We start from the raw sequence: 20,811 nt of genomic DNA, 5'->3' as shown, positions 1-20,811 counted from the left end.
CGATTGAGGTGCTATGCGGGTTTTATTAATTTATCCTCAGTTTCCAAAGAGTTTTTGGTCTTTTGAGAAAGCGTTGGAACTGGTCGATCGCAAAGCCATGTTACCGCCTTTGGGGCTGGCGACCGTTGCTGCAATTTTGCCCCAACAATGGGAATTTAAACTGGTCGATCACAATGTCACGGAGATTACACCAGCGGATTGGGATTGGGCCGATCTGGTGATTCTCTCCGCCATGATTGTGCAAAAAGAAGATTTTCTGGCCCAAATTCAAGCGGCTAAACAGCGCCAGAAACTGGTTGCCGTGGGGGGGCCCTATGCCACAGCCCTGCCCCAGGAAGCGATCGCGTCGGGGGCGGATTTTTTAATCTTAGATGAGGGCGAAATTACACTACCGCTTTTTGTGGCGGCGATCGACCAGGGGGAGCGATCGGGTATTTTCCGCTCCAATGGAGAGAAACCGGACGTGACCACTACGCCCATTCCTCGATTTGATTTACTGGATTTTGATGCCTACGATAGTATGTCCGTGCAATTTTCGCGGGGCTGCCCCTTTCAGTGCGAATTTTGTGACATTATTGTGCTCTATGGCCGTAAGCCCCGCACGAAGTCTCCCAGCCAACTCCTAGCAGAATTGGAGCGGCTGTACGAATTGGGGTGGCGGCGCAGTATTTTCATGGTGGATGATAACTTTATTGGCAATAAACGCAATGTCAAGTTATTACTCCGGGAACTAAAGCCATGGATGGCGGCCCATAATTATCCCTTTCGGTTTAATACAGAAGCATCAATCGATCTGGCTCATGATCAAGAATTGATGGACTTAATGGTGGCGTGTAATTTTAATGCGGTCTTTTTGGGGATTGAGACTCCTGATGAAGCCAGTTTGGCTTTAACGCAAAAATTCCAAAATACACGATCGTCCCTGGCAGAATCGGTGGAAAAAATTGTCCAGTCAGGATTACGAGTCATGGCTGGGTTTATTATTGGCTTTGATGGAGAACAGGCCGGCGCGGGCGATCGGATTGTGCGGTTTGTGGAACAAACAACGATTCCCACAGCGATGTTCAGTATGTTGCAGGCATTACCTGACACAGCGTTGTGGCATCGGCTCAATCGGGAGGGGCGGTTGGTTGATCCCGATCGCAACACCTCGGGGATGAATCAAACCACCTTGATGAATTTTGTGCCGACTCGTCCGATCGAAGACATTGCGCAGGAGTACGTCGATGCGTTTTGGCGGTTGTATGATCCCATGGCCTATCTGGATCGCACCTATCGCCATTTCCTGAAATTGGGTGCCCCGGTGTGTCCCAGTCGAGTCCGTCAGGTGAGCTGGGTGAATATTCGAGCCTTGTTAACCCTCTGTTGGCGGCAAGGGATCGTTCGTAAGACGCGCTGGCGTTTTTGGTGGTATTTACTCAACATTTTTCGGCACAATCCCAAGGTGTGGGAACCCTATTTGGGCATTTGTGCCTTGGGAGAACATTTCTTGGAATATCGGCAAATTGTTCGGACTCAGATTAAGGCTCAGTTGGCGGAATATGTGACAACATCCCCCAATCCAGACCCAATGCCCCAGGAACCGACCCTGACATTGCCCGATCGAGTCGGAGTATAGGACTTTTCGCCGCCTCATTTATTCATCACTGAATGAATGAATCACTGACTGACTGAATTGCTGACGTAGTTAATCACTGTTAATCACTGGCATGTTCATTCCTTTAATTCATCACTGACTCATTAATTTTTGATTGTGAATTCATGGAGAATTGCCCTAGTGGTCTGTCAATTTTGATTTTGTGCGTTAGTGATCTCCAGAATCCTTATGGAATAGTCGATTTGGAATAATGTCACTCACAATTTTAAGCTTGACGCTCCACTAGGGTGATTCTCCATGAATTTGTTCAGGTTTTGTTTTTTTAGCTTTTCTAGAAAATTAGAAGGGCATGATTCAGAAAATTCTACAGATTCATCCCCCACCTTGGAGATTTCCTGTGCTATAGTCAGGTCGTAAAGATGATTTTTTCGGCTCTGGAACTCAAATTTGCTTCACCCAAACAGTGTTCAACGGTGTTTCTCCGAATTTAGCCTCTCTACACGTATTTTTTCGGAGATTCAGACATGTCGATTTACGTTGGTAACCTATCCTATCAAGTGACGCAGGAAGATTTGGAGCGTACATTTGCAGAATATGGTGCGGTTAAGCGTATCCAACTACCGGTTGATAGGGAAACGGGGCGTTTCCGGGGATTTGCTTTTGTGGAGATGGCAACGTCTGCGGAAGAGGATGTCGCGATCGAGGCATTGGATGGGGCTGAGTGGATGGGGCGCGATCTGAAGGTCAACAAGGCTAAGCCTCGGGAAGAGCGGAGCCCCTCTTCCGGCGGTTGGGGTAATGGTGGTGGTGGTGGCGGTCGCCGCGATCGTCGGTACTAAAACCTTCTGTTTACCCTAGCCAAATGGGATCGCCCTTAAATTTCACTTGGATTGAATGGCCAAGATCAAACATCTTGGATCGTAAGCATCTCAGGTTGAGCGATTTAGGTTGAACATCTTAGATTGAGCAATGTAGGTTGAATCGAGAATTCATCCAAGTGAATCTAGGGGGCGCAAAAATTAAGGTTTAGTCTTGGTTTGACCAGACCGTAGCATCCATCATCACTGCATCTCGCTGAACAATAGCAGAGCCCTTGTAGATTCGAGTAGCTACGCGATTCTACAGGTCGTTTTGTTATTTTCGCTTCAGAAGATGATTACTTTCAACAGGAGGAGAATGGCAGCATGGCTCAAATTATCTTGGGTGAAAACGAAGGAATTGAATCGGCATTACGACGATTCAAACGCCAAGTTTCTAGGGCAGGGATCTTTCAAGATATGAGAAAGAAGCGCCATTTTGAAACTCCCCTGGAAAAGGAAAAGCGGAAAGCGCTAGCGAAGCATAAACAAAGTAGACAGCGCTTTCGTAGTCGCTAAGCATTGCCGCTTTAACTTAGCGTTTACGCTTAATCAGCTTTTATGATCATTGGGCCACCTGACTTGTTTGCTGCAAGGGGTGGCCTGACTGTTTAGAAGCCCGATCGGGAGATTCCAAGCTTTCCTAGCTTTGATTGCCAGGTTTCGCTTCTACAGCTTCCAGGAGAGGAGATTGCCCCTCACTATTTAATATCACTGGAGGTTGGTGGTTCTGAGAGGGGCTGATCGGGCGCACTCGGATTGGGCGAAGGGGCAACAGTGGCTGGAATAGCTGGTATGAAGGGAGTTCCTGATGTGGGACTAATAGGAGCATCCGTTGGGCTGAATGGAAAGCCTAGTAAATTATTTGCTGTCCGATAATAAGTAGCCCAAGTTCGAGTGTCCGGACGTGTTCGCCAATTTTCGCGAGTTACCTCCAACGTCAGTACCGGAGCTTCTGCGCCTTGGTTACGCCCCAATACATGAATCACCACAGAACTGGTCAGGATATCCCGATCGAAACTGCGTTGGGCTGCTGCCCGTGCCACCAACTCTGCCCGTCGAATAAACGAAGTGTAGGATTCATTCGTGACCCGATCGAGGCTAATATCTAACCGCGCAGTCGAGGCTTGGGCTCTAGGCACCATCAGCATTGTTGGAGCAACCCATAGGATCGTTGCAGTTCCCAGGAGGAGGCTTAAACTCAAGACGCTTGGCAGCAATCCTAGGGTAGACCGAAGTGCAGAAACAGGGGATCTGGGTTGAACGGAGCGATTTAGTAGGCGATCTAGCATATGGACTCAGTGTGATTCAGTGTGATTCAGGGTGACTCAATCAACCCCTCCATTCCCTCCTCAACCCAGGATCGCATGTGAGCCGTGTTAGTTGAAGCTTGGGTACGGAATTGGGCAGAAAAATCGCGATCGAAATCGCTAACAGCCCCATAATAGTGCGAGAGCCACCAAACCGTTCGGGAGATTTGTCATGAGCAAAGTTTGGGTGATAGCGGTAGGCATCAACCACTATAGGCTGTTACAACCCTTAAAATGCGCCCAGCAGGATGCCCAAGCAATTGCAGATTGGTTTGTCCAAGCGGCGGGGGTGCCCCAAGATCAAGTTTTGTTAATGACGGAGGCGTCGCCCCACCACCTTGACGATCCCACCTATCCCGATCGATCGACCTTGGAATATTGGCTAGATGTCCTTCGGAAGCAGCGCGTTGAAGCAGGGGATGCTCTCTGGATCTTTTTTAGTGGCTATGGAGATTTGTGGCAGCAGGAAGACTACCTCCTCCCGATCGACGCAAATCCTGCCTGTCCACCGGACTCCTGGTTCAGCCTCAAAACTCTGTTTGCGACGCTTAAGACCTTACCCACCGATCGCATCTTGGTGCTGCTGGACATCAACCGCAGTCAATCCGTACGTCAATCCAGTTCAACTGTCCAGGGTGGAAGTCAGCAGTTAGGACAGCATACGGCTCAACTGGCTCGGGAATTTGGCATTGCCACAGTTCTTTCTTGCCAACCGAGTCAATTTTCCTACGAGTCTCCCCTCTTAGGTCAGGGATTGTTTACCCTTGCGGTCTTAGACAGCTTACGGGCCGCATCCGGGCAGCCATTGTCCGAGTGGGCTAAGTTGTTGCGAATCCGTTTACCGGAACTAGGACAACATACAGGGCGACCGGAGCAGGAACCCAGCATTATAGCCACACCGGAACAGCTAGAGCGGTTATCTATTCCAGCGATCGTGCCTTCAAACAACCGACTCTCTCCGTTATCGGAGCAAGCTGCGAGTCCCCAGCAACTGGATTTTGCCAGCCATCAGAAACTTCAACTCCCATCACCGGATGGGTTGACTGCTGAGTTCGATCGGCCAGAACAGTTATCGCTGGAAACGCCCTTGGAGTCCGATCGGCAGTCCCAGATAGCTAAAACCGCCCAAACGGCTCAGACAACCCAAAGGGCTCGCATACCTAAAGGGATCTGGGGGATTGGATTGCTCGGGGGACTGATTTTGTTAGCCATAGGATTGACCCATTGGGGCAGGCTAACCCTTCTGGGGGGAAATTTGAATCCTCGATCGACCCCAGAACCTTCCTCTCCTTCCTCTCCTTCCTCTCCTTCCTCTATACCTGTCTCTCCTAGCCCTATGAATTCTACTTCGGACTCCTCTCCTCGGCGCTTGAGGGATTCCGTGATTGCTAGTCCCGGTCAACGGATTTTAGAAGAGGCCCAAACCTCCCTGCCCCCTCTGAATCCCGCTGATGTAGGTCGGGCCATTGCACGGGCACAGCAGGTTTCCAGTCAAGATCCCGCCTATCCTTTGGCGCAACGACAGATCGATCGCTGGTGTCAGGATTTGTTGGATTTGGCGGAACAGCAGGCACGGCAGGGAAATTTTCGGGCGGCCATTGCGACAGCCCAACGGATTCCTAAAAATCAACCGAGTATTGGCCCAACGGCTCAACGGGCGATCGCAGAATGGCAGCAACGAGTACGATAAAAGAGCTGTGTGAAGGGGATGAAAATACTGGAACCCAGGATGTAATTCATGACCTGCCCATTTGTCATTTATCCATTTGGTGTAATTTATCCATTCGTTGTTAGCCCACTGCTGACTGCCCCCCTGGAAAAAAGCAATCCTACCTGGCAATTTCGGCAATGGATACAGCGCTTTGCGGAATGGGTAGAGGTTAAAACAGCCAGTTGGAAATTTTCTCCTTCAATGCCAAATGAGCCAGTTTTACCAACCGTTCCCTCACAAATCTGGGAAGTGCTTTTTTGGTTGGTAGTGCTGAGTGCTGTTGGTTGGATTAGTTGGTTGGTAGTGCGATGGTTAGATCCCTATTGGGTAAACCGCCGCCGCGATCGGGCCTCCGCAAGATTGCAGACTGCCCGCACTGAACTACCCAAATCCTCAACGGAATGGTACGAACGGGCGCAATCCTATGCAAGACAACAGAATTACGCGGAGGGATGTCGGGCTTTATATCTGGCGATGTTGCAGCAGTTAAGCGATCGTCAAATCATGACTGCCGATGCTAGTCGGACGGACGGGGAATATTTACGAATCTTGCAAAGTTTACCCACCGTAAGATCAATTACGGCTTACAAGCTTTTAATTCAAGTCCATGAGCAAATTTATTATGAGCGATCGACCGTTTCGGAACAAATATTTTTAAAATGTCAGCAAGCCTATCAAACGATAGTGGAGCAGACGAGTCTTGTGAGGGGTGAGAATTAAAAAGTGAGAATTACTGCTTCAACCGAAGGGCTGACTACCAAGGATTGCTGTTTCCCTCATCTAAGACTGATTGACGAATGATTTAGGTTGACATTATGCTTCCGGCTGCAAGTAGTATTTCAAACAGCGTTTCAAAACGACAATGGCTATGGATTCTGGGAATTAGTGTCATCTTACTGTTAGGTCTAATTTTCCTTGCACCCAGTAATCGATTGATTGATGGTTCTTCCTATGGTCGATCACCAGATGGCTATGCAGGGTGGTATGCCTATATGCAGCAACAAGGTGTGAAGATCGATCGTTGGCAACAGCCCTATAAAAACTTAGTTCGATCGATCACGAAATCCAGCGATCGGAAAGAGACGTTTTTGCAGGTGTATGGGGAGGGTGCAGTTCAGCAGCTACCGAATGATTTAATTGCTTGGGTGAGTGGGGGAAATCGTCTGGTGGTTTTGGCGCGACAGGGCAAGGCTACGGAGGCTCCCTTTGTCTCATCCCATTCCACACCCGCAGGGACAGTAACCATTGCAACCACGCGACGCCTTTCTCCCCAAAGCACTTCTCCCCAACTTAAAAGTGCTGACGCTGCCAAGAACCATCCTGTTTTATTAGGCGATCGCTATGGTGGAGTGGTTACCCGTGAAATACGTGGAACGGGCGAAATTATTCGGGTGACGACGCCCTATTTGGCGGCTAATGCCTATCAAGATACCCCTGCAAACTATGCTTATCTGGCGGAGTTGATGGGAGAAAAGCCCGATCGAATATGGGTGGATGAATATCTCCATGGCTACAAAGACGCAGAAACCCAACAAAAGGAAATGCGGGGTGATCTCGTTAGTTATCTGATCTCGACACCTTTTCTATTGGTTTTGATCCAAGGGCTGGTGGTCGTTGGAGTCCTCATTTATGCTAAAAATCGGCGCTTTGGTAACATGCGTTCTATTCCCACGCCTCCGGTTAATAATAGTCAGGTCTATATTCAAGCTATGGCAGGTATCTTACACAAAGCTAATAGTCATGATTTTCTAGTGAATGTTGTAGGGACTGCTGAAAAAGTCCATTTAAAACAACAGTTGGGACTGGGGGGAAACGCCGATGATGAGGAAGATTTAATGGCAGTTTGGCAAAATCAGACGGAGCGATCGGTCACTGACTTGAAGGATGCCCTCCATCCGCGCATCCCCCTAAAACGAGAGTCTGACCTTCTTCTCTGGTTACGCAACTGGCAACAAGTTCGTAAGCTTATCGATCGGAAATAGCAATATCACAGTAATTTAGTTGTACTGGAATTTGGTTTTCCCTGGCAGCTTTTTTCTTAAAAGGCCCATTTTTACTGGTTTTCTTCCCCCTATCAGGTGAGTTGAAATGTCTGAGATGCAATCTGAAATGAATCTCGTTTTTTCCCGCTTAGAACAGATACTGAGTCAGGTCGTTGTTGGCCAAGAAGTGACAGCCCACCACCTGCTCATTGCATTGCTGGCGGGGGGACATGTAATTTTGGAAGGGGTTCCGGGTACGGGAAAGACGTTATTAGCACGGGTTCTCTCGCAATTAATTCAAGCGGATTTTCGACGGATTCAATTAACGCCTGATGTGTTGCCGTCAGATATGCTGGGCATCAATATTTTTGATTTAAATACACGCAGTTTTACATTAAAACAAGGCCCGATTTTCACTCAAATTCTTCTGGCAGATGAAATCAACCGTACGCCGCCCAAAACCCAATCGGCACTGTTGGAAGCGATGGAAGAACAACAGGTGACGCTGGATGGCCAAACTCTGGCACTGTCTGAATTATTCTGGGTGATTGCGACGCAAAATTCTTTAGAATTTGAGGGAACCTATCCATTGCCCGAGGCTCAACTCGATCGCTTCCTGTTCAAGCTCATGGTGGATTATCCGGAACCGAGTGCAGAAAAGCAAATGCTATTGAATACCCAGGCGGGATTTCAGGCGAAACGGTTAGATTTAGCGAAATTAAAGCCCATTACAACCGTTTCACAAATTCTAGCAGCACGACAAGTGATTCAAAGAATCAAGATTCAGGAAACGGTATTAGATTACTTGCTGGCACTGGTACAAAAGTCGCGCAAACATCCTGATATTGCTCTGGGGGCATCGCCTAGAGCGGCGGTGGCATGGTTGCAGGCGAGTAAGGTACAGGCTTGGTTAGTGAATCGGGAGTTTGTGACGCCGGATGATGTGAAGTCGATCGCGGTTCCGCTGCTACGCCATCGCCTGATTCTCCGCCCAGAAGCCCAGTTGGATGGTTTAAGTATTGATGCGGTGATTCAAAGTTTGCTGGGGCAAGTGACGGTGCCTCGTTAGCAGTTAATGCCCCGCCATGAGCAGTTGGGTAGCCGTTAGGTTGACACTGGCATACAGGGGAGACACGATCGCTTGCTCTCCCTGGTAAACTTGCTCTTCATACAATCCATCCACCCATTGTAGAATGGTTACTTTTTGGGCGATTGGATCGACAATCCAGTATTCCGGGATCTGTCGTCCAGCATATTCGGTGCGTTTGTGACGATAATCCCGACTTTCTTGCTGGGGACTAACCACTTCAACCACCAGTGATGGGGGTGGCATATCCTGCGTAATTAAACATTGACTAGCACCCGCTAATGCAGCAGCAGATTCTTCTGATAAGACCATGAAATCAGGTTCGCGGGCTGTTATCCGTGCTCCGCTGACAGCAATTTGGGCTTTGACTCTCAAGCAGTAATAGGGCAACCCCAGTTGCAGAAAAGTTGCAAACAGAAAGGATGCAATTTGATTATTTAAGTCACTTTCGGGGGGTATAGCTATTAATTCCCCATTGACCAGTTCATAATGGATGTCTGTGCCATCGTCATAGTTGAGATAGTCCTCAAGGTTCATGAGCTTGGTGGCATTAGACTGGCTGGCAATAGACATAGGACTAGGGAAAATAGGCCCAATAGGAATACGCGATAGGTAAGATACCTTAACTATACAAGCTAAGATTATACAAGCTAATAATGAATCTTGTTATTCTCTTGTGATTAATGTTAATTACGCGATGAATATTAATTGGGCAATTAATGTCAATTGGTTTAATTTGTGATGCGGAGACGAGTGTTGCAGAGACTGATCGAGGTTTGCGGGGTGGGATGTGTGCTGAGGTAGGTAGAGAGTCGATCGCAGCCCTGATTCACCAAGCTGTTGATATTCCAATTCCAAACCGTTAGTCCCGATTGCTCTCCGGCCATGGCAAACCTGTCACCCTGAGTATTGAGTAATCCAGTTTTTAGGCTATCTCCTTGATTAATTAACGTCTTCAACAGTTCCCCTGTGTAGGGATTCCAGACTTTGACCGTGCCATCTTGGCTGGTTGAAATCAGCACTTGGCCATCGTGGGTAAAGTTCAAACTTGTAATGCCGTGGCTATGCCCAATCAGCTTCACAGATTTGTCTGTGCTCACGTTCCACACTTGAATCGTATTATCCCAACTGCCCGAAGCTAACCACTGGGTATCGGGGCTAAAGGCTAGGCTGGAGACTTCCAAGGAGTGCTTCCCTAAAGTTCGATCGCTGCGCGTGGCTAAATTCCAGAGCTTGATTTGTCGATCGCTACCTGCGGAGGCTAACCATTGACCATTGGGGCTGAATTGTAGGGCTTTGACTTCATCAGTATGACCCGCTAGGGTGGCAAACGGTTCGAGGGTATTTGCACGGCTTAGGGTGATGCTGCGATCGACGCCAGCACTGGCGATCGTCGAGCCATCGGGACTGATTTGTACAGTGTTAGTTCGCTGAGGGGAAATCGATCGCTGCTGGTTTAACTGACCATCTTGGCGAAAACTGTAGAGTTTACCTTTTGCGTCCCCTGCAACTATCTGATTACTGTTAGGACGGACATTGAAGCTAGTAATCAATTCCTTTGAATTAAATTTGGGCAATGGTTGCGACAATACAAGCTCTGGAGAACGATCGATTTGCAGATGAAACTGAGAAACAATCTTATCCTGCGTGGTTGCGAGTAATGTAGCTGAATCGGGAAAAAAGGCGATCGACGGTACTGTAGACAAAGGAATCACAGGTCGATCGACTAACTGCCAAACGTGAACTAACTTATCAGCGCCACTACTCAACAGGGTTTTTCCATCGGCTAGCCAGCGTACTTGGGTAATCTCTTCCAGGCTGCCCACTAGCGTTTTTTGAATTTCTCCAGTCACAGCCCAGAAGATAATTTTCCGATCGCTCCCCACACTGACAAAAGCATTACCATCCCGTTGCCAACTCAAATCATTGATCTGATCGCTATGACCTTCATAGGTTTGTAGCAACTTGCCATTGCGATCCCACCGCTTAATCGTGCGATCGGCGCTGGCAGTGAGAAATTCTGATTGATTAGGACGAAGGGCAATGGCGGTAATCCGGTCTGTGTGAGCCTTCCAGGTTTTGATTAATTTGCCTTCGATCGACCACAATCGCACAGTACCATCTTCACCTCCGGACAGAATTTGCTGAGGAGTTAAAAACTGGATACAATTCACCCAGCCTTGATGCCCCTTACCAATCCACAGAGCCCGTTGCCATTGTCGGTTCCAGAGGCGCACGGTTCCATCCCGGCTGGCACTGACCAACCGCTGACCATCGGGACTCCACTGCACATCCGTCACCCAGTCGCTATGGCCCTTCAGTTGCTCCCCTGGACGACCCTCCACGTGGCGCAAGTCGATCGTGCCGTTACTCAACGCACTGGCGATCCATTGTTGATCGGGGCTGAGTTGCATGGCTTGAATACGATCGCCCAGGTTCGCGATCGATTGGCTGGCGATCGGCTGGCTGCGCTGGTTTACAGCGAGATTATCTGCAATACTGTACTGTATGACTTTTCCATCATCCCCAGCGAACCAAATTCTATTCCCTTCAGCATTACTCGTAATTGTATTCACCGATTGATCACTAGCAATGCGATTGATCTCCTGGGTACGACTGAGGGCTTGTTGTAGCGTTGTGACTACTTTGATGCGCAAATCTCCCGGTAAGGGCAGAAACTTGAATCCACCCCGTTCCAAGTTCTGCCACCGTTCCCCTGCTTTAACCCCATCGGTCACTGCTTCCAGTTGTTGATTGGCATTGAGCAAAGCTTCAGAACTAGCGGTCAGTGCCTCAATTTCCCGCAATTGCGCTGTCCGTTGTCGCCAAGAGGCCAGTCCCGCAAAGCTCAGCGCACACAGCCCCAAACTCCCAATCAGCGCAACGGCAATCTGTGCTCTGCGCAGACGTTTCCGCGTTTCAATCATTTCCCGATCGCGGGCTTCGATCGAGGCTTCGACGAATTCCTGGGTCAGGCTGGTTAGCTCATCGGTGTAATGAATATAAAGTTCTTCAGCTTGAGCTAAACGGACGCCCCGGAGGAGAAATTCCGGTTTATATTCATGTTGTTGCCACTGTTGGGCTGATTGTTCCACTTGACGTTGGGATTTTAATCGACCACGATTTTCCTCTAGCCACCACCGAAGCGTTGACCAGTGGCGAATCAGAATTTCGTGGGTGACTTCGATCGTGGTTTCAGAGCTAATTAGATTAGGAGATACAATCGGAGATTCGATCGCGCTATCTACTGAATCCGCTATTGCATGATCTACTGTGGTTTTTGCCTCTTCCGTAGTCTTGGAAAATTCTTCAACGGATGGCTCCAGCGCAGAATCGATCGTGGAATCAATCGTAATCAATTGCGCAGCGGTTAACGCTTTTAACGTCCGTTCCACTAATTTCGGTGCATACTTCGTCACTGCCAACGTCGATCGGCTAATGCGACGACGGGTATCTTCTGTATTCTCGCCAACTTGCGTTAAATTGAGAAAAATCCACCGAGCGCAGGCTTGTTCATCGGGCGAGAGGGCATCATAAACCGCTTGGGCCTTGGTTTCTAATACACCCCGCAATCCGCCAATTTGTTGCTGATAGCTTTGCAGGGTTAACTGTCCATCGCTGCGGTAATGCCACAGTTCTTCCAGAACAAATTGCAATAACGGCAAATCCCCCGTCGTGCGATCGAGTTCCTGAAGCAACACTTCAATCAATTCCGGGTCAACGCTCAAACCCACTTGCTCTGCGGGTTGGGTAATAACGCGACGGTAATCCTCTTCACTGAGGCAGGCGGGAACTAAAATACTGTGTTTCTGAACCAGTGCAGAGAGTTCTGGTAATTCCAAACAGGCCGCAATGAAGTCCGCCCGAATCGTCAAGACTAATTTGAAGCGATCGCTGGCGTATTCCACGGCTCCTGTGATTAATTCAATAAACCGTTGCCGTTCCAATTCATCGGCTAGCGTAAACAATTCCTCAAACTGATCGATCGCTAATACCGTCAGCGGTTCCGTTTGCGATCGCAGCCAGTACACCCAGCCTTCGACTCCTTGGTACAGCACGCCTTCAATCTGCTCTGGCGCGTATGGGTTGGCAGCATCACGGTTCCCATAGGCAAGGCTACGGCTCAGGGCAGTAATGGGCCGATCGCCGGGGCGCATTTGGACAATTTGCCAGCGATCGCTATTGGGAATGTGCTGGCCTCGGCGTAGTTGGGGAAGCAGTCCCGCTTGCATAACGGAGGATTTCCCGCTGCCTGAAGCACCTACGATCGCGAGAACTGGATTTTTCACGCATTCCCGCAGCAATTGTTCAATTAAACTGTCTCGACCGTAGAAATATTGCGTTTCCCGTTCACTAAAGGCTCGTAAGCCCATGTAGGGACAAACCCCCAAATCGATGCCCGATCGATTTTTTAGACTGGTTTGTTCTGGAATAATTTCTAGAATGCCCCGCGTGCCCGATAGCCAAACCCGCAAGGGTGTAATTCCAGCCAATGCCTGCTGTAGGTGGGTAATCCATCCGGCGGCTGACAGGCCCTTTTGTGGATCGATCGCGCTTAAGATTTCCTGTAATGCCTGGGCAAAGAGGGCAGGATTCTCCAGTGGAGACTGAGCCGCAAGAATACATTGTCCGCGTCCCTGCTCATGTTGTAAGTCTTCAACCCAAGCCTCTAAATTGCTATTCTCTAAATGACTACCGTCGGGACAATCCAGAATAATAATTTGCTGATGGTCTGGGTGTTGCCGTAGATGTTGCCGCAGCCACGATCGACTGATTTCCCCCGTTTCTCCCAGTATTAAAGAGGCGTCCCCATCCTCTTGATTGCGAATCTGGCCGCGTAGATAGAGTAATAGCGTGGAATGATTCTCGGTTGCTGGGGGAGTGTTTTCTAATAGTTGACCGATCGTGGTTCTGATTTCGCTCCAATCCTGTCCCGGTTTGGGATAATATTCCACCTCAAATTGTCCGGCGCGGCTGAGTAACTTACTGAACTCCAGTGCGGCATTTTGGTGATTGAAGCCGTCGATGATGAGTGCCCGTCGGATTGGCTGGGCGTGGGAGATAGCTTGGGTTGTTAGGTAAATGGGAGACTTCGCTAAAATGAATTCGCCAATGCCTTCGACAATGCGTTTCGGCGTTTGTAGTGGATATTCCGCCTGGAGTTTGGATTCCCCCCGACTGCGTTTTTGTTGATTCACTAACCGCAGTTGTTGATTAGTTTGATCGACATAGCGCAGGGTCTGATGATAGATATATTTGTACAAACCATCCACATCAATCAAACCGTGGGCGTTAGTGGCTTCTCCCTGTAAACCCTTCATCAAAAAGTATGTAAAAATGCCATGGCCCAATTCTGGAAATTCCCAGGATTGCTGCGATCGATCGCAGGACAGCAACGCATATAATCCCTGACTTTTTTTCACCTGCTTTTGCAAGACATCGACCAATTGGGCGGCGGGATTGACGGGTAAACCGCGCAGGGTCATCCCCCCACTGTGGCAGGCATCGAGCCAAATAATTTGTTGGTGGGCAGCACAGGCAGACAGGGTTTGCAACAGGGTATGAATGGATAGTCCCGTTTCGGTGGGTCGATCGAGATCCGTGTCGTGTAAACACAGTACCGCTTCCTGCTGGGTTCCGGCGAGAACCCCGTGGCCGGAAAAGTAGATGAGAACGGTATCTTGGGGGTTGGCCTGTTGTTGAATTTTGAGCAGACTTTGCTGGATCGGCGTGATGACGGGAAGCTGTTCGGCAAAGTCATGGTAAATGCTAGCGTTACAGGTAGCAAACGAGGAAGACACCACTTCAGTTAGTACATCTCCCAAACTCTGGCAATCGATCGCGGAATACTGGAGGGTCGGTAAGGTGGCATCTTGATATTCATTGACGCCAATCAGGAGCATCCAAAGTTTGGCGGGTTCGTTGCGGGGGGTGGTGGCAGAGCTAACGGCACGGGGCATAGGGGAGAGCTAGGTCATTGTGGAAGGATGCAAGGGGTAGGATGCAATGAATCACTGAGGTGGAAATCCGATCGAGGTATTCATGGGAGATTACTTGCGATCGATTGCATAGGTGTAATCGAAGAATTGTAGGACTTGGCGACGAATACCAGCGGGAGGATAGAGGCGGGGTTGGAGGCTTTGGGTGGCGTAGGTGTCAGCGGCAACGACAATCCGACGGGCTTCGCTTAGGGACATTTTGCCATCCTTGAAGGCTTTGAGCACATTTTCCAATCCATTCGTGTATTGCGCCACGTTTTGGAAGTCGAATTGGGGTTGGTTCGCTGTTGGCTCGTCTGTACTGCCGGGTTGGGACGATTGGGAATTATTTTGAGGCGCGAGGGCGAGGGTGGGTAAGGTCACTGCCGATTGTAATTGCAACACATAAACGGTTCCGCTGGACAGTTCCACAATCCGATAGTTCCGAGGAGAGCTTAAACCGCTCAAGATGCCCACTGCACCACCAACCATACCCATGTGCTCAAAGGCGTTGGCTCGCTTGGAAACGGGGGCGATCGATCCGCCAATGGCCCCAAACAGGTTGCCCATGACGGCGCTGTTTTCCCTGGCCCGTTGTTCGCCCGTTTGTTCCGTGACGGTGCGGCCTGGGATGACAGCGGTCGCCGCAGTGATGGGGACGATTTGGCCCCGCACAACGATCGACTCTGCTACGATTTTTGCGCCGCCATTTTCGGGTTTAATTTTGATGCTGACGGGGGCTTGGACGGGAATGACTTCGTTGCCTTGCAGGTCGTAGATTGGTTGCGCCAGGGGCACGGTGTAGGGCATGTCTTGCTTTTGACCCACATCCACCACCATGTTGGCGGGCAGTTGGATGACGACCCCTGCACTTTGGGGAATGACGCCGTTGGTGCGGCTGGTTTGGGTTACGGTGGTGGGTTGGGCGGCAGCGGGTTTGCTAGTAGCAGGGAGAGCGATCGTGGTTACAACAGAGAATGCCAGGGCGAGGTTGAGCAGGTTGGAGGTCTTCATCTTGCCATCTCCTAAGGGTGAACTGAATCATTCGGTAAGCTGACAGTTCTCCCATAGGGGGCAAGCGATCGAGTTATGCAGCGTCTAGGCAATGCGGTCTAGGAAATTTCCGATCAACCAACCTGCTGACGGGGCGCAAAGTAGAACTCAACAATGCGATAGGCTAATTGTCCGGTTGCTGGAAATTGCTTCTTTTTCATGGCCTCGATCGCGATCGCATCCAAATCGTCGTAGCCCGTCCCCTTCAAAACATACAGGGTCTCCGGATCGAGCTTGCCATCGGCTCCGACAAGGCCGGAGATTTTCACAGGCTGGTCAAACTGGAAGTTGGGGAGCTTATAGGTGGCGGGGAATGGATAAATTAACGTCTCATTGTGACGATCGACAACGGGTGCAGCGATGGTGGGAAATTGTTTGTTATTGGCCTCGATATAGCGAGCCATCACTTCCGGCTTAAGGGTGCTGAAAAACAAGCCCCCCGCCCTTGTGAGTTCAGTTTGCTTGTCCTTGGCTCCATCGGCCTTATAGGATGCGGCAATGCGTTGATATTCCTGCTGCTTCTTTGCGAGTTCTTCAGCGGCAGAAGAGAGCTTGGCAGGAACGGTAGGGCCATCGGGTGGGAGGGGAGTCTGGCCGGAGGGATTGGCACCCGTAGGCTGATTGTTACCAGGGGTCTGGTTCGCTGCGATCTGCTGTTGCGTCGGATTGGCAGAGGGTAGCGGGGAGGGTGGTGTGTTGGGTTGCGTTTCCTGAGACTTGTTTTGGGAATTATCCTGGGATTTATCATCCTGAGATTTGTCGTCGTAACTGATCTCAGACTCAGGCTGCTGAATATTTCTGGGTTGATTATCAGTGGAAGGGGATTGGCCGGGGCGATCGGAGGACGCCCCGTTATTCGATCGCCCCGATGGGAAGGCATTGCTAAAATCCATGCCCCCATTGGAGATGCCCAAATTCGGCAAAGAGTAAATCGAGTTGGGATCGGAGGTGGTGCCGCTTGCAGAACCCAGGAGATTATCGGGCAAGGTACTATTATTCGACGGCGGGAAGGAAAAGGTACTTCCAGGCTGCTGCAAGGGAGAGAGCGGATTGCCCGACGGCATGACCATCGTGCTGCTGGTGCTGGGCAACTGGGCCAGTTCTTCCGGGGTCAGGGCAACGACGCCCACCGTGCGTGTATTGTCCGTCGGTTGGCTAGCCGTAATGCTAGGTAACCCCAGCAGGAACAATCCATGGGCCCCGATCGAAGCCACCATCGCGATCGTCATCGGTCGTTTCGCAACTTCCGTAACTAACGTCACCATGTGTTCAGAATTTAACCACGGTGAATTGAGGTGGGTCATGGCAGCTTGGATCCTCCGGGGAAATAGGACAGCAACAAGAGATCGAGCAGTCAGAGATCGGAATTTCGATCGGGCACAAGGTGAACGAACCGCTAACAAAGCCTACTGTTAGGAAACCACGTACAAAGTAAATCCCAAGTAAGTAGAGGAGTAGGTGGGTGGATGGGTAGGTGGGTGACTGAATCAGGGCTGTCTTGCTTAGCAAGTCCGTTAACGTGGGAATGCATCTAAGCAATTCAGCCTAGCAAATCATCCAAAAGAGAGCCATCAATTCGGCCTGTTTGCATTCTAAAGGTAGATTCAATCAATGAACCTTTGCCTTAAAAATTTGGATATCGATCGTTCAGATTACCCTAGTGACGATGGCTTGGGACAGAAAGTTGCCGATCGGGCGAAACCTAGCGACCCAGCGACCTAGCGACCTAGCGACCCCACCGCCCCAGATCCCGACCGCTCCCTTACGGAAGAGCCTCTAAAAACCCCGGATTGTCCCGCACTTTAACAATCATCAAGGAAAAATAAGGTAACTTCAGATCCGGCCAGTCCTGCAAATGGTCATAGACCCGCTGGGTGGCAGCCGTTGCCCGTTCTACAACGTAGCTTTGTTCCAGCAAGTTGTGATGCTTCAGGACATCCCAGACCTCGGCATAGACCGAACTGACTTTCATTAAAACCACCACATCGGCCCACTGGAGCGCTGTTTCCAATTCCGCAACGGAATAGATTGCGGGTAACACCGCAAGGCGCTGGCCCTGTAAGGTCAACGGCAGCCCTAACTCTGCCGCCGCTGCCAAGGGGGAACAAATCCCCGGAATGGTTTCGATGCGAGCAAAGGGCTGCGCCGTTTTGACGGCCTGGGCGAGGTAGGTGAAGGTGCTATAGAAGCTGACATCCCCTTCGGAAATAAACACCACATCCTGTCCCGCTTCTAGGTAAGGGAGGATCCGTTGGGCGGCGGATTTCCAGGCGGTTTCCAGGGTATCCTGTTGGCGCACGTAGGGAAAGTGCAGGGGGAGCCGCACCTGGTGGGCATGTAGCCAAGGCTGAACGATCGCCTCAGCCACCCCCAGCTTGCCATTTAGCCCTGCCGGAAACGCCACGATCGGCGTTTTGACAATGCGCCGTAGTCCTTTCAGCGTAATCAGTTCGGGATCACTCGGCCCAACCCCAACTCCGTATAGTGTCCCTAATCCCACGGGGTAGCCTCTCCACAGATAACAAGACGATCGTTACAACACAATAAACAGAACTGCATAGGTCAGAGCCGCATCCTTGAGAACACTGCTTAGAAAAACTGCTAGAACACTGCAACAGGGGAGGTAACGACTGTGAAGCCTATAAAATCCCTTTCTCCAAAAAGTAAGCTAATCTGTATAGTTCCTCAAAAAGTTGCAGCGTTTAACGTTACAGCATTATGAACAGGTGTAAAGTTGTGTTAACTTGTTCTAAGATTTAAGAGAGGACAATTACTGTCCATTCTTGACTGAGAGCCATTCAGCAAGTTGCCTTACCGCAAATTGTTTCATGATGGCTTTCTAGAGTGAACGCATATCGGTAGTGGGTGACACGGCAGGACAGAAGCCATTAAGGCCGAATCCCATCACCGATAACCCATTACCTTAATTCGCCCGATCGAGATGATGCTACCCACCGTTATTGTGCCAGGATATTTCGCACCTGCGACGGAATACCAAGCATTTGAGCAACTTCTCAGCCAACTCAGTATTCCCACGGTGACTGTGCCTTTAACCAAGTGGGACTGGCTGCCCACCTTGGGTGGACGATCGATCCGGCCCATCATTGAAAAGATCGATCGGACAGTGCAGGACGTTCGTCAGCAGTTCGATACCTCAGAAATCAACCTAGTCGGCCATTCCGCAGGCGGCTGGATTGCCCGGATTTACCTCGGAGCCACTGCCTACGACATTCACCCAGAGCCTGCGGGGGCGGTGCAGTGCTGGCAGGCCCACCAATGGGTGCGTCGTTTGGTGACCTTGGGGACGCCCCACACCAGTCAGGAACGCTGGACTCGCAAGAATTTAGAATTTGTTAATACCAGCTATCCCGGAGCCTTTGAACCGACGGTGCGCTACGTCTGTGTGGCGGGCAAGTCAGTCTATGGCGAGAAAAAGCTGGGGCAATGGCTCGCCTATAGCAGCTATGAGCTAACCTGCGGACGCGGGGACTGTTGGGGTGATGGCATTACGCCAGTGGAGTCGGCCCATTTAGCCGGGGCAGAGAATATTACGCTGGAGGGCGTGCGTCATGCGCCCAAGAGTCCGGGGCTATGGTACGGGTCGCCTACGATCGTCCCGCAATGGATTGAGTATTTAGAGGACTAGGGCTGGGTTGCGGGGTCGGCGACGGCAGCGCGGCGACGAGGAGCGGCTGGACGCTAGGCGGCAGAAAGGTTAACCGCAGGCGATAGGTATGGGGGCCGATCGAGGCTTGGACTTTGGCGTAGAGGTCGGCAGTGCGATCGGGGCTGAGCAGGTTGAGTTTGAGGTTCAGCAAGGGTTCCAGCGATTGTAGACTATAGAGATCTAATTCCTGGGCGGAGAGGGCGAGGATTTGGGCGGGGCTGGCGGTGGCTTCGATCGCTTTGCCATCCAGCACCATATATTCCACGGCGATCGGTTGGGGCAGGGGGATGGGCGGTTCCAGGTGATTTTGCAATTGCAAATGGTAGGGTGCCCCAATGCCTAGGACTTCGTGGAGGGTGACGGGTTGGGAGAAGCCTTTGGTTTGGATCTGCAATTGTTGGCCGAGGCTGAGTTTGCTGGCGACGAGGACGCGGGTGGCTTCGGAGATCAGGATTTGGCCGCCGACGGTTTGGGATTCGATGCGGGCGGTGAGGTTGATGTGGCTCCCGACGACGCCGTATTTGGCGCGTTTGGCGGAGCCGATATTGCCGACGACGACTTCTCCGGTGGTGATGCCGATGCCCATTTCCACTTGGGACAGGCCAATAAGATGGCTGAACTGGTTCACTTGCGCGATCGCCTGTTGCATGGCGATGGCGCAGGCGATGGCCCGATCTGCATCGTCGGGGCGCTGGGTGGGGGCTCCAAACATGACTAAAATGCCGTCGCCCATGAATTCGTCGATCGTGCCTTGGTAGTGGGTAATCACGTCGGTCATGCATTCCAGGTAACGGTTCAGGAAGGCGAGGACGTTTTCGGGGGATTGATGTTCAGCCGCAGCGGAAAAGCCCCGCAGGTCGGCCATCAGGAGGGTGATTTGTCGCCGTTCTCCCCCCAGTTTCAAGCCTTCGGGGGTTTCCAGGAGTTGGGTGACGACTTCGTCAGTGAGGTAGCGGCCAAAGGTTTTGCGGATGTCGGCGGCGCGGCGGGCGAGGTAGCTGGTGATGACGAGGATGGCAACGGTGTATCCCAGGCCGCTGGGCAGGACGGGTAACCACCAGCCGAGGCAAAAGGCCCAGTAACTCCCTAGGACGAGGCTGCAACCGATGCCGACGAGAACCAGAATGCGCAGGGGGGCTTGGCGGGGTTTGGTGTAGCGCCAGTACCAGGTGAGGATTGCGCCGAGGCTGATCCAGGTGACGATCCAGAGGGTTTCTAGCCAGTTGGGCCAGAACTGGATGCCCGATCGCCGATCGAGGACGGTGCTGAGGATCTGGCTGGTGAGGTGGGCGTGGATTTCGACGCCGGGGGTTTTGACGGCGGATTCGGCAAAGCCGCTGTCGTAGGGGGTCATGAAGCTGTCGTTGAGGCTGGAGGCGACGGCTCCGATCAGGACGATGCGGCCTTGAACGCGATCGGCGGAGACTTTTCCGTTGAGGAGGTCGGTGAGGGAGGCGCGATCGAAGCTCTCGGCTTTGCCCCGGTAGTTGATCAGAATTTGGTAGCCTTGGGCGTCGATGTTTTGGTAGCTGCCGTCGTTGGTTTCTAGGGGGGGGAAAAGGGTGGGTG

General features: G+C 51.0%; 15 protein-coding genes. 8 read left to right on the top strand and 7 right to left on the bottom strand.

Translation table 11 applies throughout. The annotated features are described in order from the left end of the window. Window positions 1-13: 13 nt before the first annotated feature. The 3 genes from ACN4EG_RS09760 to rpsU all read left to right on the top strand — a co-directional run bounded on the left by ACN4EG_RS09760 (window position 14) and on the right by rpsU (window position 2,973). Window positions 14-1,618, top strand: a complete 1,605-nt coding sequence (locus ACN4EG_RS09760) for a B12-binding domain-containing radical SAM protein (RefSeq protein ID WP_431629158.1) — start codon at window positions 14-16, stop codon at window positions 1,616-1,618. Between the two features lie 503 nt (window positions 1,619-2,121). Continuing rightward, a complete protein-coding gene (locus ACN4EG_RS09755; protein ID WP_431629157.1) occupies window positions 2,122-2,436 on the top strand; it encodes an RNA recognition motif domain-containing protein in 315 nt (104 codons plus the stop codon). Between the two features lie 345 nt (window positions 2,437-2,781). Continuing rightward, window positions 2,782-2,973 carry a 30S ribosomal protein S21 gene (gene rpsU, locus ACN4EG_RS09750; RefSeq protein ID WP_431629156.1) on the top strand — a complete coding sequence of 64 codons (192 nt, stop codon included), beginning with the start codon at window positions 2,782-2,784 and terminating at the stop codon, window positions 2,971-2,973. Window positions 2,974-3,155: 182 nt separating this feature from the next. Here the strand turns inward: rpsU and ACN4EG_RS09745 are convergent, their stop codons facing one another. After that, window positions 3,156-3,605: a hypothetical protein gene (locus ACN4EG_RS09745; RefSeq protein ID WP_431629155.1), complete on the bottom strand. Its 450-nt coding sequence runs from the start codon at window positions 3,603-3,605 to the stop codon at window positions 3,156-3,158. Window positions 3,606-3,936: 331 nt separating this feature from the next. Here ACN4EG_RS09745 and ACN4EG_RS09740 point away from each other — a divergent pair, with 331 nt between their 5' ends. From ACN4EG_RS09740 to ACN4EG_RS09725, 4 genes are all read left to right on the top strand, one after another. Next, window positions 3,937-5,454, top strand: a complete 1,518-nt coding sequence (locus tag ACN4EG_RS09740) for a caspase family protein (RefSeq protein ID WP_431629154.1) — start codon at window positions 3,937-3,939, stop codon at window positions 5,452-5,454. 48 nt (window positions 5,455-5,502) lie between these two features. Continuing rightward, window positions 5,503-6,195 (top strand): DUF4129 domain-containing protein, encoded by a 693-nt coding sequence (locus ACN4EG_RS09735; RefSeq protein WP_431629153.1) that lies wholly within the window; start codon window positions 5,503-5,505, stop codon window positions 6,193-6,195. A 95-nt stretch (window positions 6,196-6,290) separates the two neighbouring features. After that, the gene (locus ACN4EG_RS09730; RefSeq protein ID WP_431629152.1) at window positions 6,291-7,457 is read left to right on the top strand and encodes a DUF4350 domain-containing protein; all 1,167 of its coding nucleotides are present in this window, start codon (window positions 6,291-6,293) and stop codon (window positions 7,455-7,457) included. Window positions 7,458-7,563: 106 nt separating this feature from the next. Next, window positions 7,564-8,526 (top strand): AAA family ATPase, encoded by a 963-nt coding sequence (locus ACN4EG_RS09725; protein ID WP_431629151.1) that lies wholly within the window; start codon window positions 7,564-7,566, stop codon window positions 8,524-8,526. 3 nt (window positions 8,527-8,529) lie between these two features. Here the strand turns inward: ACN4EG_RS09725 and ACN4EG_RS09720 are convergent, their stop codons facing one another. The 5 genes from ACN4EG_RS09720 to ACN4EG_RS09700 all read right to left on the bottom strand — a co-directional run bounded on the left by ACN4EG_RS09720 (window position 8,530) and on the right by ACN4EG_RS09700 (window position 18,075). Continuing rightward, entirely contained in the window at window positions 8,530-9,117 is a 588-nt protein-coding gene (locus ACN4EG_RS09720; protein ID WP_431629150.1) for a Uma2 family endonuclease, read from the bottom strand. A gap of 158 nt (window positions 9,118-9,275) precedes the next feature. After that, a complete protein-coding gene (locus ACN4EG_RS09715) occupies window positions 9,276-14,504 on the bottom strand; it encodes an nSTAND1 domain-containing NTPase (RefSeq protein ID WP_431629149.1) in 5,229 nt (1,742 codons plus the stop codon). Between the two features lie 90 nt (window positions 14,505-14,594). Continuing rightward, the gene (locus tag ACN4EG_RS09710) at window positions 14,595-15,536 is read right to left on the bottom strand and encodes a hypothetical protein (RefSeq protein ID WP_431629148.1); all 942 of its coding nucleotides are present in this window, start codon (window positions 15,534-15,536) and stop codon (window positions 14,595-14,597) included. Between the two features lie 113 nt (window positions 15,537-15,649). Continuing rightward, entirely contained in the window at window positions 15,650-16,879 is a 1,230-nt protein-coding gene (locus ACN4EG_RS09705; RefSeq protein WP_431629147.1) for a hypothetical protein, read from the bottom strand. 458 nt (window positions 16,880-17,337) lie between these two features. Further along, window positions 17,338-18,075: a precorrin-2 C(20)-methyltransferase gene (locus ACN4EG_RS09700; protein ID WP_431629146.1), complete on the bottom strand. Its 738-nt coding sequence runs from the start codon at window positions 18,073-18,075 to the stop codon at window positions 17,338-17,340. 441 nt (window positions 18,076-18,516) lie between these two features. On the opposite strand from ACN4EG_RS09700, the gene ACN4EG_RS09695 reads away from it, so the two are divergent. Next, window positions 18,517-19,221, top strand: coding sequence for an esterase/lipase family protein (locus ACN4EG_RS09695; RefSeq protein ID WP_431629145.1), 705 nt, complete (start codon window positions 18,517-18,519; stop codon window positions 19,219-19,221). Here ACN4EG_RS09695 and ACN4EG_RS09690 read toward each other — a convergent pair. After that, the coding region (locus tag ACN4EG_RS09690; protein ID WP_431629144.1) for a CHASE2 domain-containing protein at window positions 19,181-20,811 on the bottom strand (1,631 nt) is incomplete at its 5' end. The genes ACN4EG_RS09695 and ACN4EG_RS09690 overlap by 41 nt on opposite strands.

The sequence above is a fragment of the Alkalinema pantanalense CENA528 genome, from assembly GCF_050753345.1.
Classification (GTDB): domain Bacteria; phylum Cyanobacteriota; class Cyanobacteriia; order Leptolyngbyales; family Leptolyngbyaceae; genus Alkalinema; species Alkalinema pantanalense.
Note: the sequence above shows the minus strand (reverse complement) of the source record. Positions and strands in the feature narration are given on the sequence as shown.

What these genes read in the sequence shown, in the direction of transcription:
- ACN4EG_RS09760 (WP_431629158.1), top strand. Translation starts at nt 14, where the DNA reads ATGCGGGTTTTATTAATTTATCCTCAGTTTCCAAAGAGTTTTTGGTCT.
- ACN4EG_RS09755 (WP_431629157.1), top strand. Translation starts at nt 2,122, where the DNA reads ATGTCGATTTACGTTGGTAACCTATCCTATCAAGTGACGCAGGAAGAT.
- rpsU (WP_431629156.1), top strand. Translation starts at nt 2,782, where the DNA reads ATGGCTCAAATTATCTTGGGTGAAAACGAAGGAATTGAATCGGCATTA.
- ACN4EG_RS09745 (WP_431629155.1), bottom strand. Translation starts at nt 3,605, where the DNA reads ATGCTGATGGTGCCTAGAGCCCAAGCCTCGACTGCGCGGTTAGATATT.
- ACN4EG_RS09740 (WP_431629154.1), top strand. Translation starts at nt 3,937, where the DNA reads ATGAGCAAAGTTTGGGTGATAGCGGTAGGCATCAACCACTATAGGCTG.
- ACN4EG_RS09735 (WP_431629153.1), top strand. Translation starts at nt 5,503, where the DNA reads ATGACCTGCCCATTTGTCATTTATCCATTTGGTGTAATTTATCCATTC.
- ACN4EG_RS09730 (WP_431629152.1), top strand. Translation starts at nt 6,291, where the DNA reads ATGCTTCCGGCTGCAAGTAGTATTTCAAACAGCGTTTCAAAACGACAA.
- ACN4EG_RS09725 (WP_431629151.1), top strand. Translation starts at nt 7,564, where the DNA reads ATGTCTGAGATGCAATCTGAAATGAATCTCGTTTTTTCCCGCTTAGAA.
- ACN4EG_RS09720 (WP_431629150.1), bottom strand. Translation starts at nt 9,117, where the DNA reads ATGTCTATTGCCAGCCAGTCTAATGCCACCAAGCTCATGAACCTTGAG.
- ACN4EG_RS09715 (WP_431629149.1), bottom strand. Translation starts at nt 14,504, where the DNA reads ATGCCCCGTGCCGTTAGCTCTGCCACCACCCCCCGCAACGAACCCGCC.
- ACN4EG_RS09710 (WP_431629148.1), bottom strand. Translation starts at nt 15,536, where the DNA reads ATGAAGACCTCCAACCTGCTCAACCTCGCCCTGGCATTCTCTGTTGTA.
- ACN4EG_RS09705 (WP_431629147.1), bottom strand. Translation starts at nt 16,879, where the DNA reads ATGACCCACCTCAATTCACCGTGGTTAAATTCTGAACACATGGTGACG.
- ACN4EG_RS09695 (WP_431629145.1), top strand. Translation starts at nt 18,517, where the DNA reads ATGATGCTACCCACCGTTATTGTGCCAGGATATTTCGCACCTGCGACG.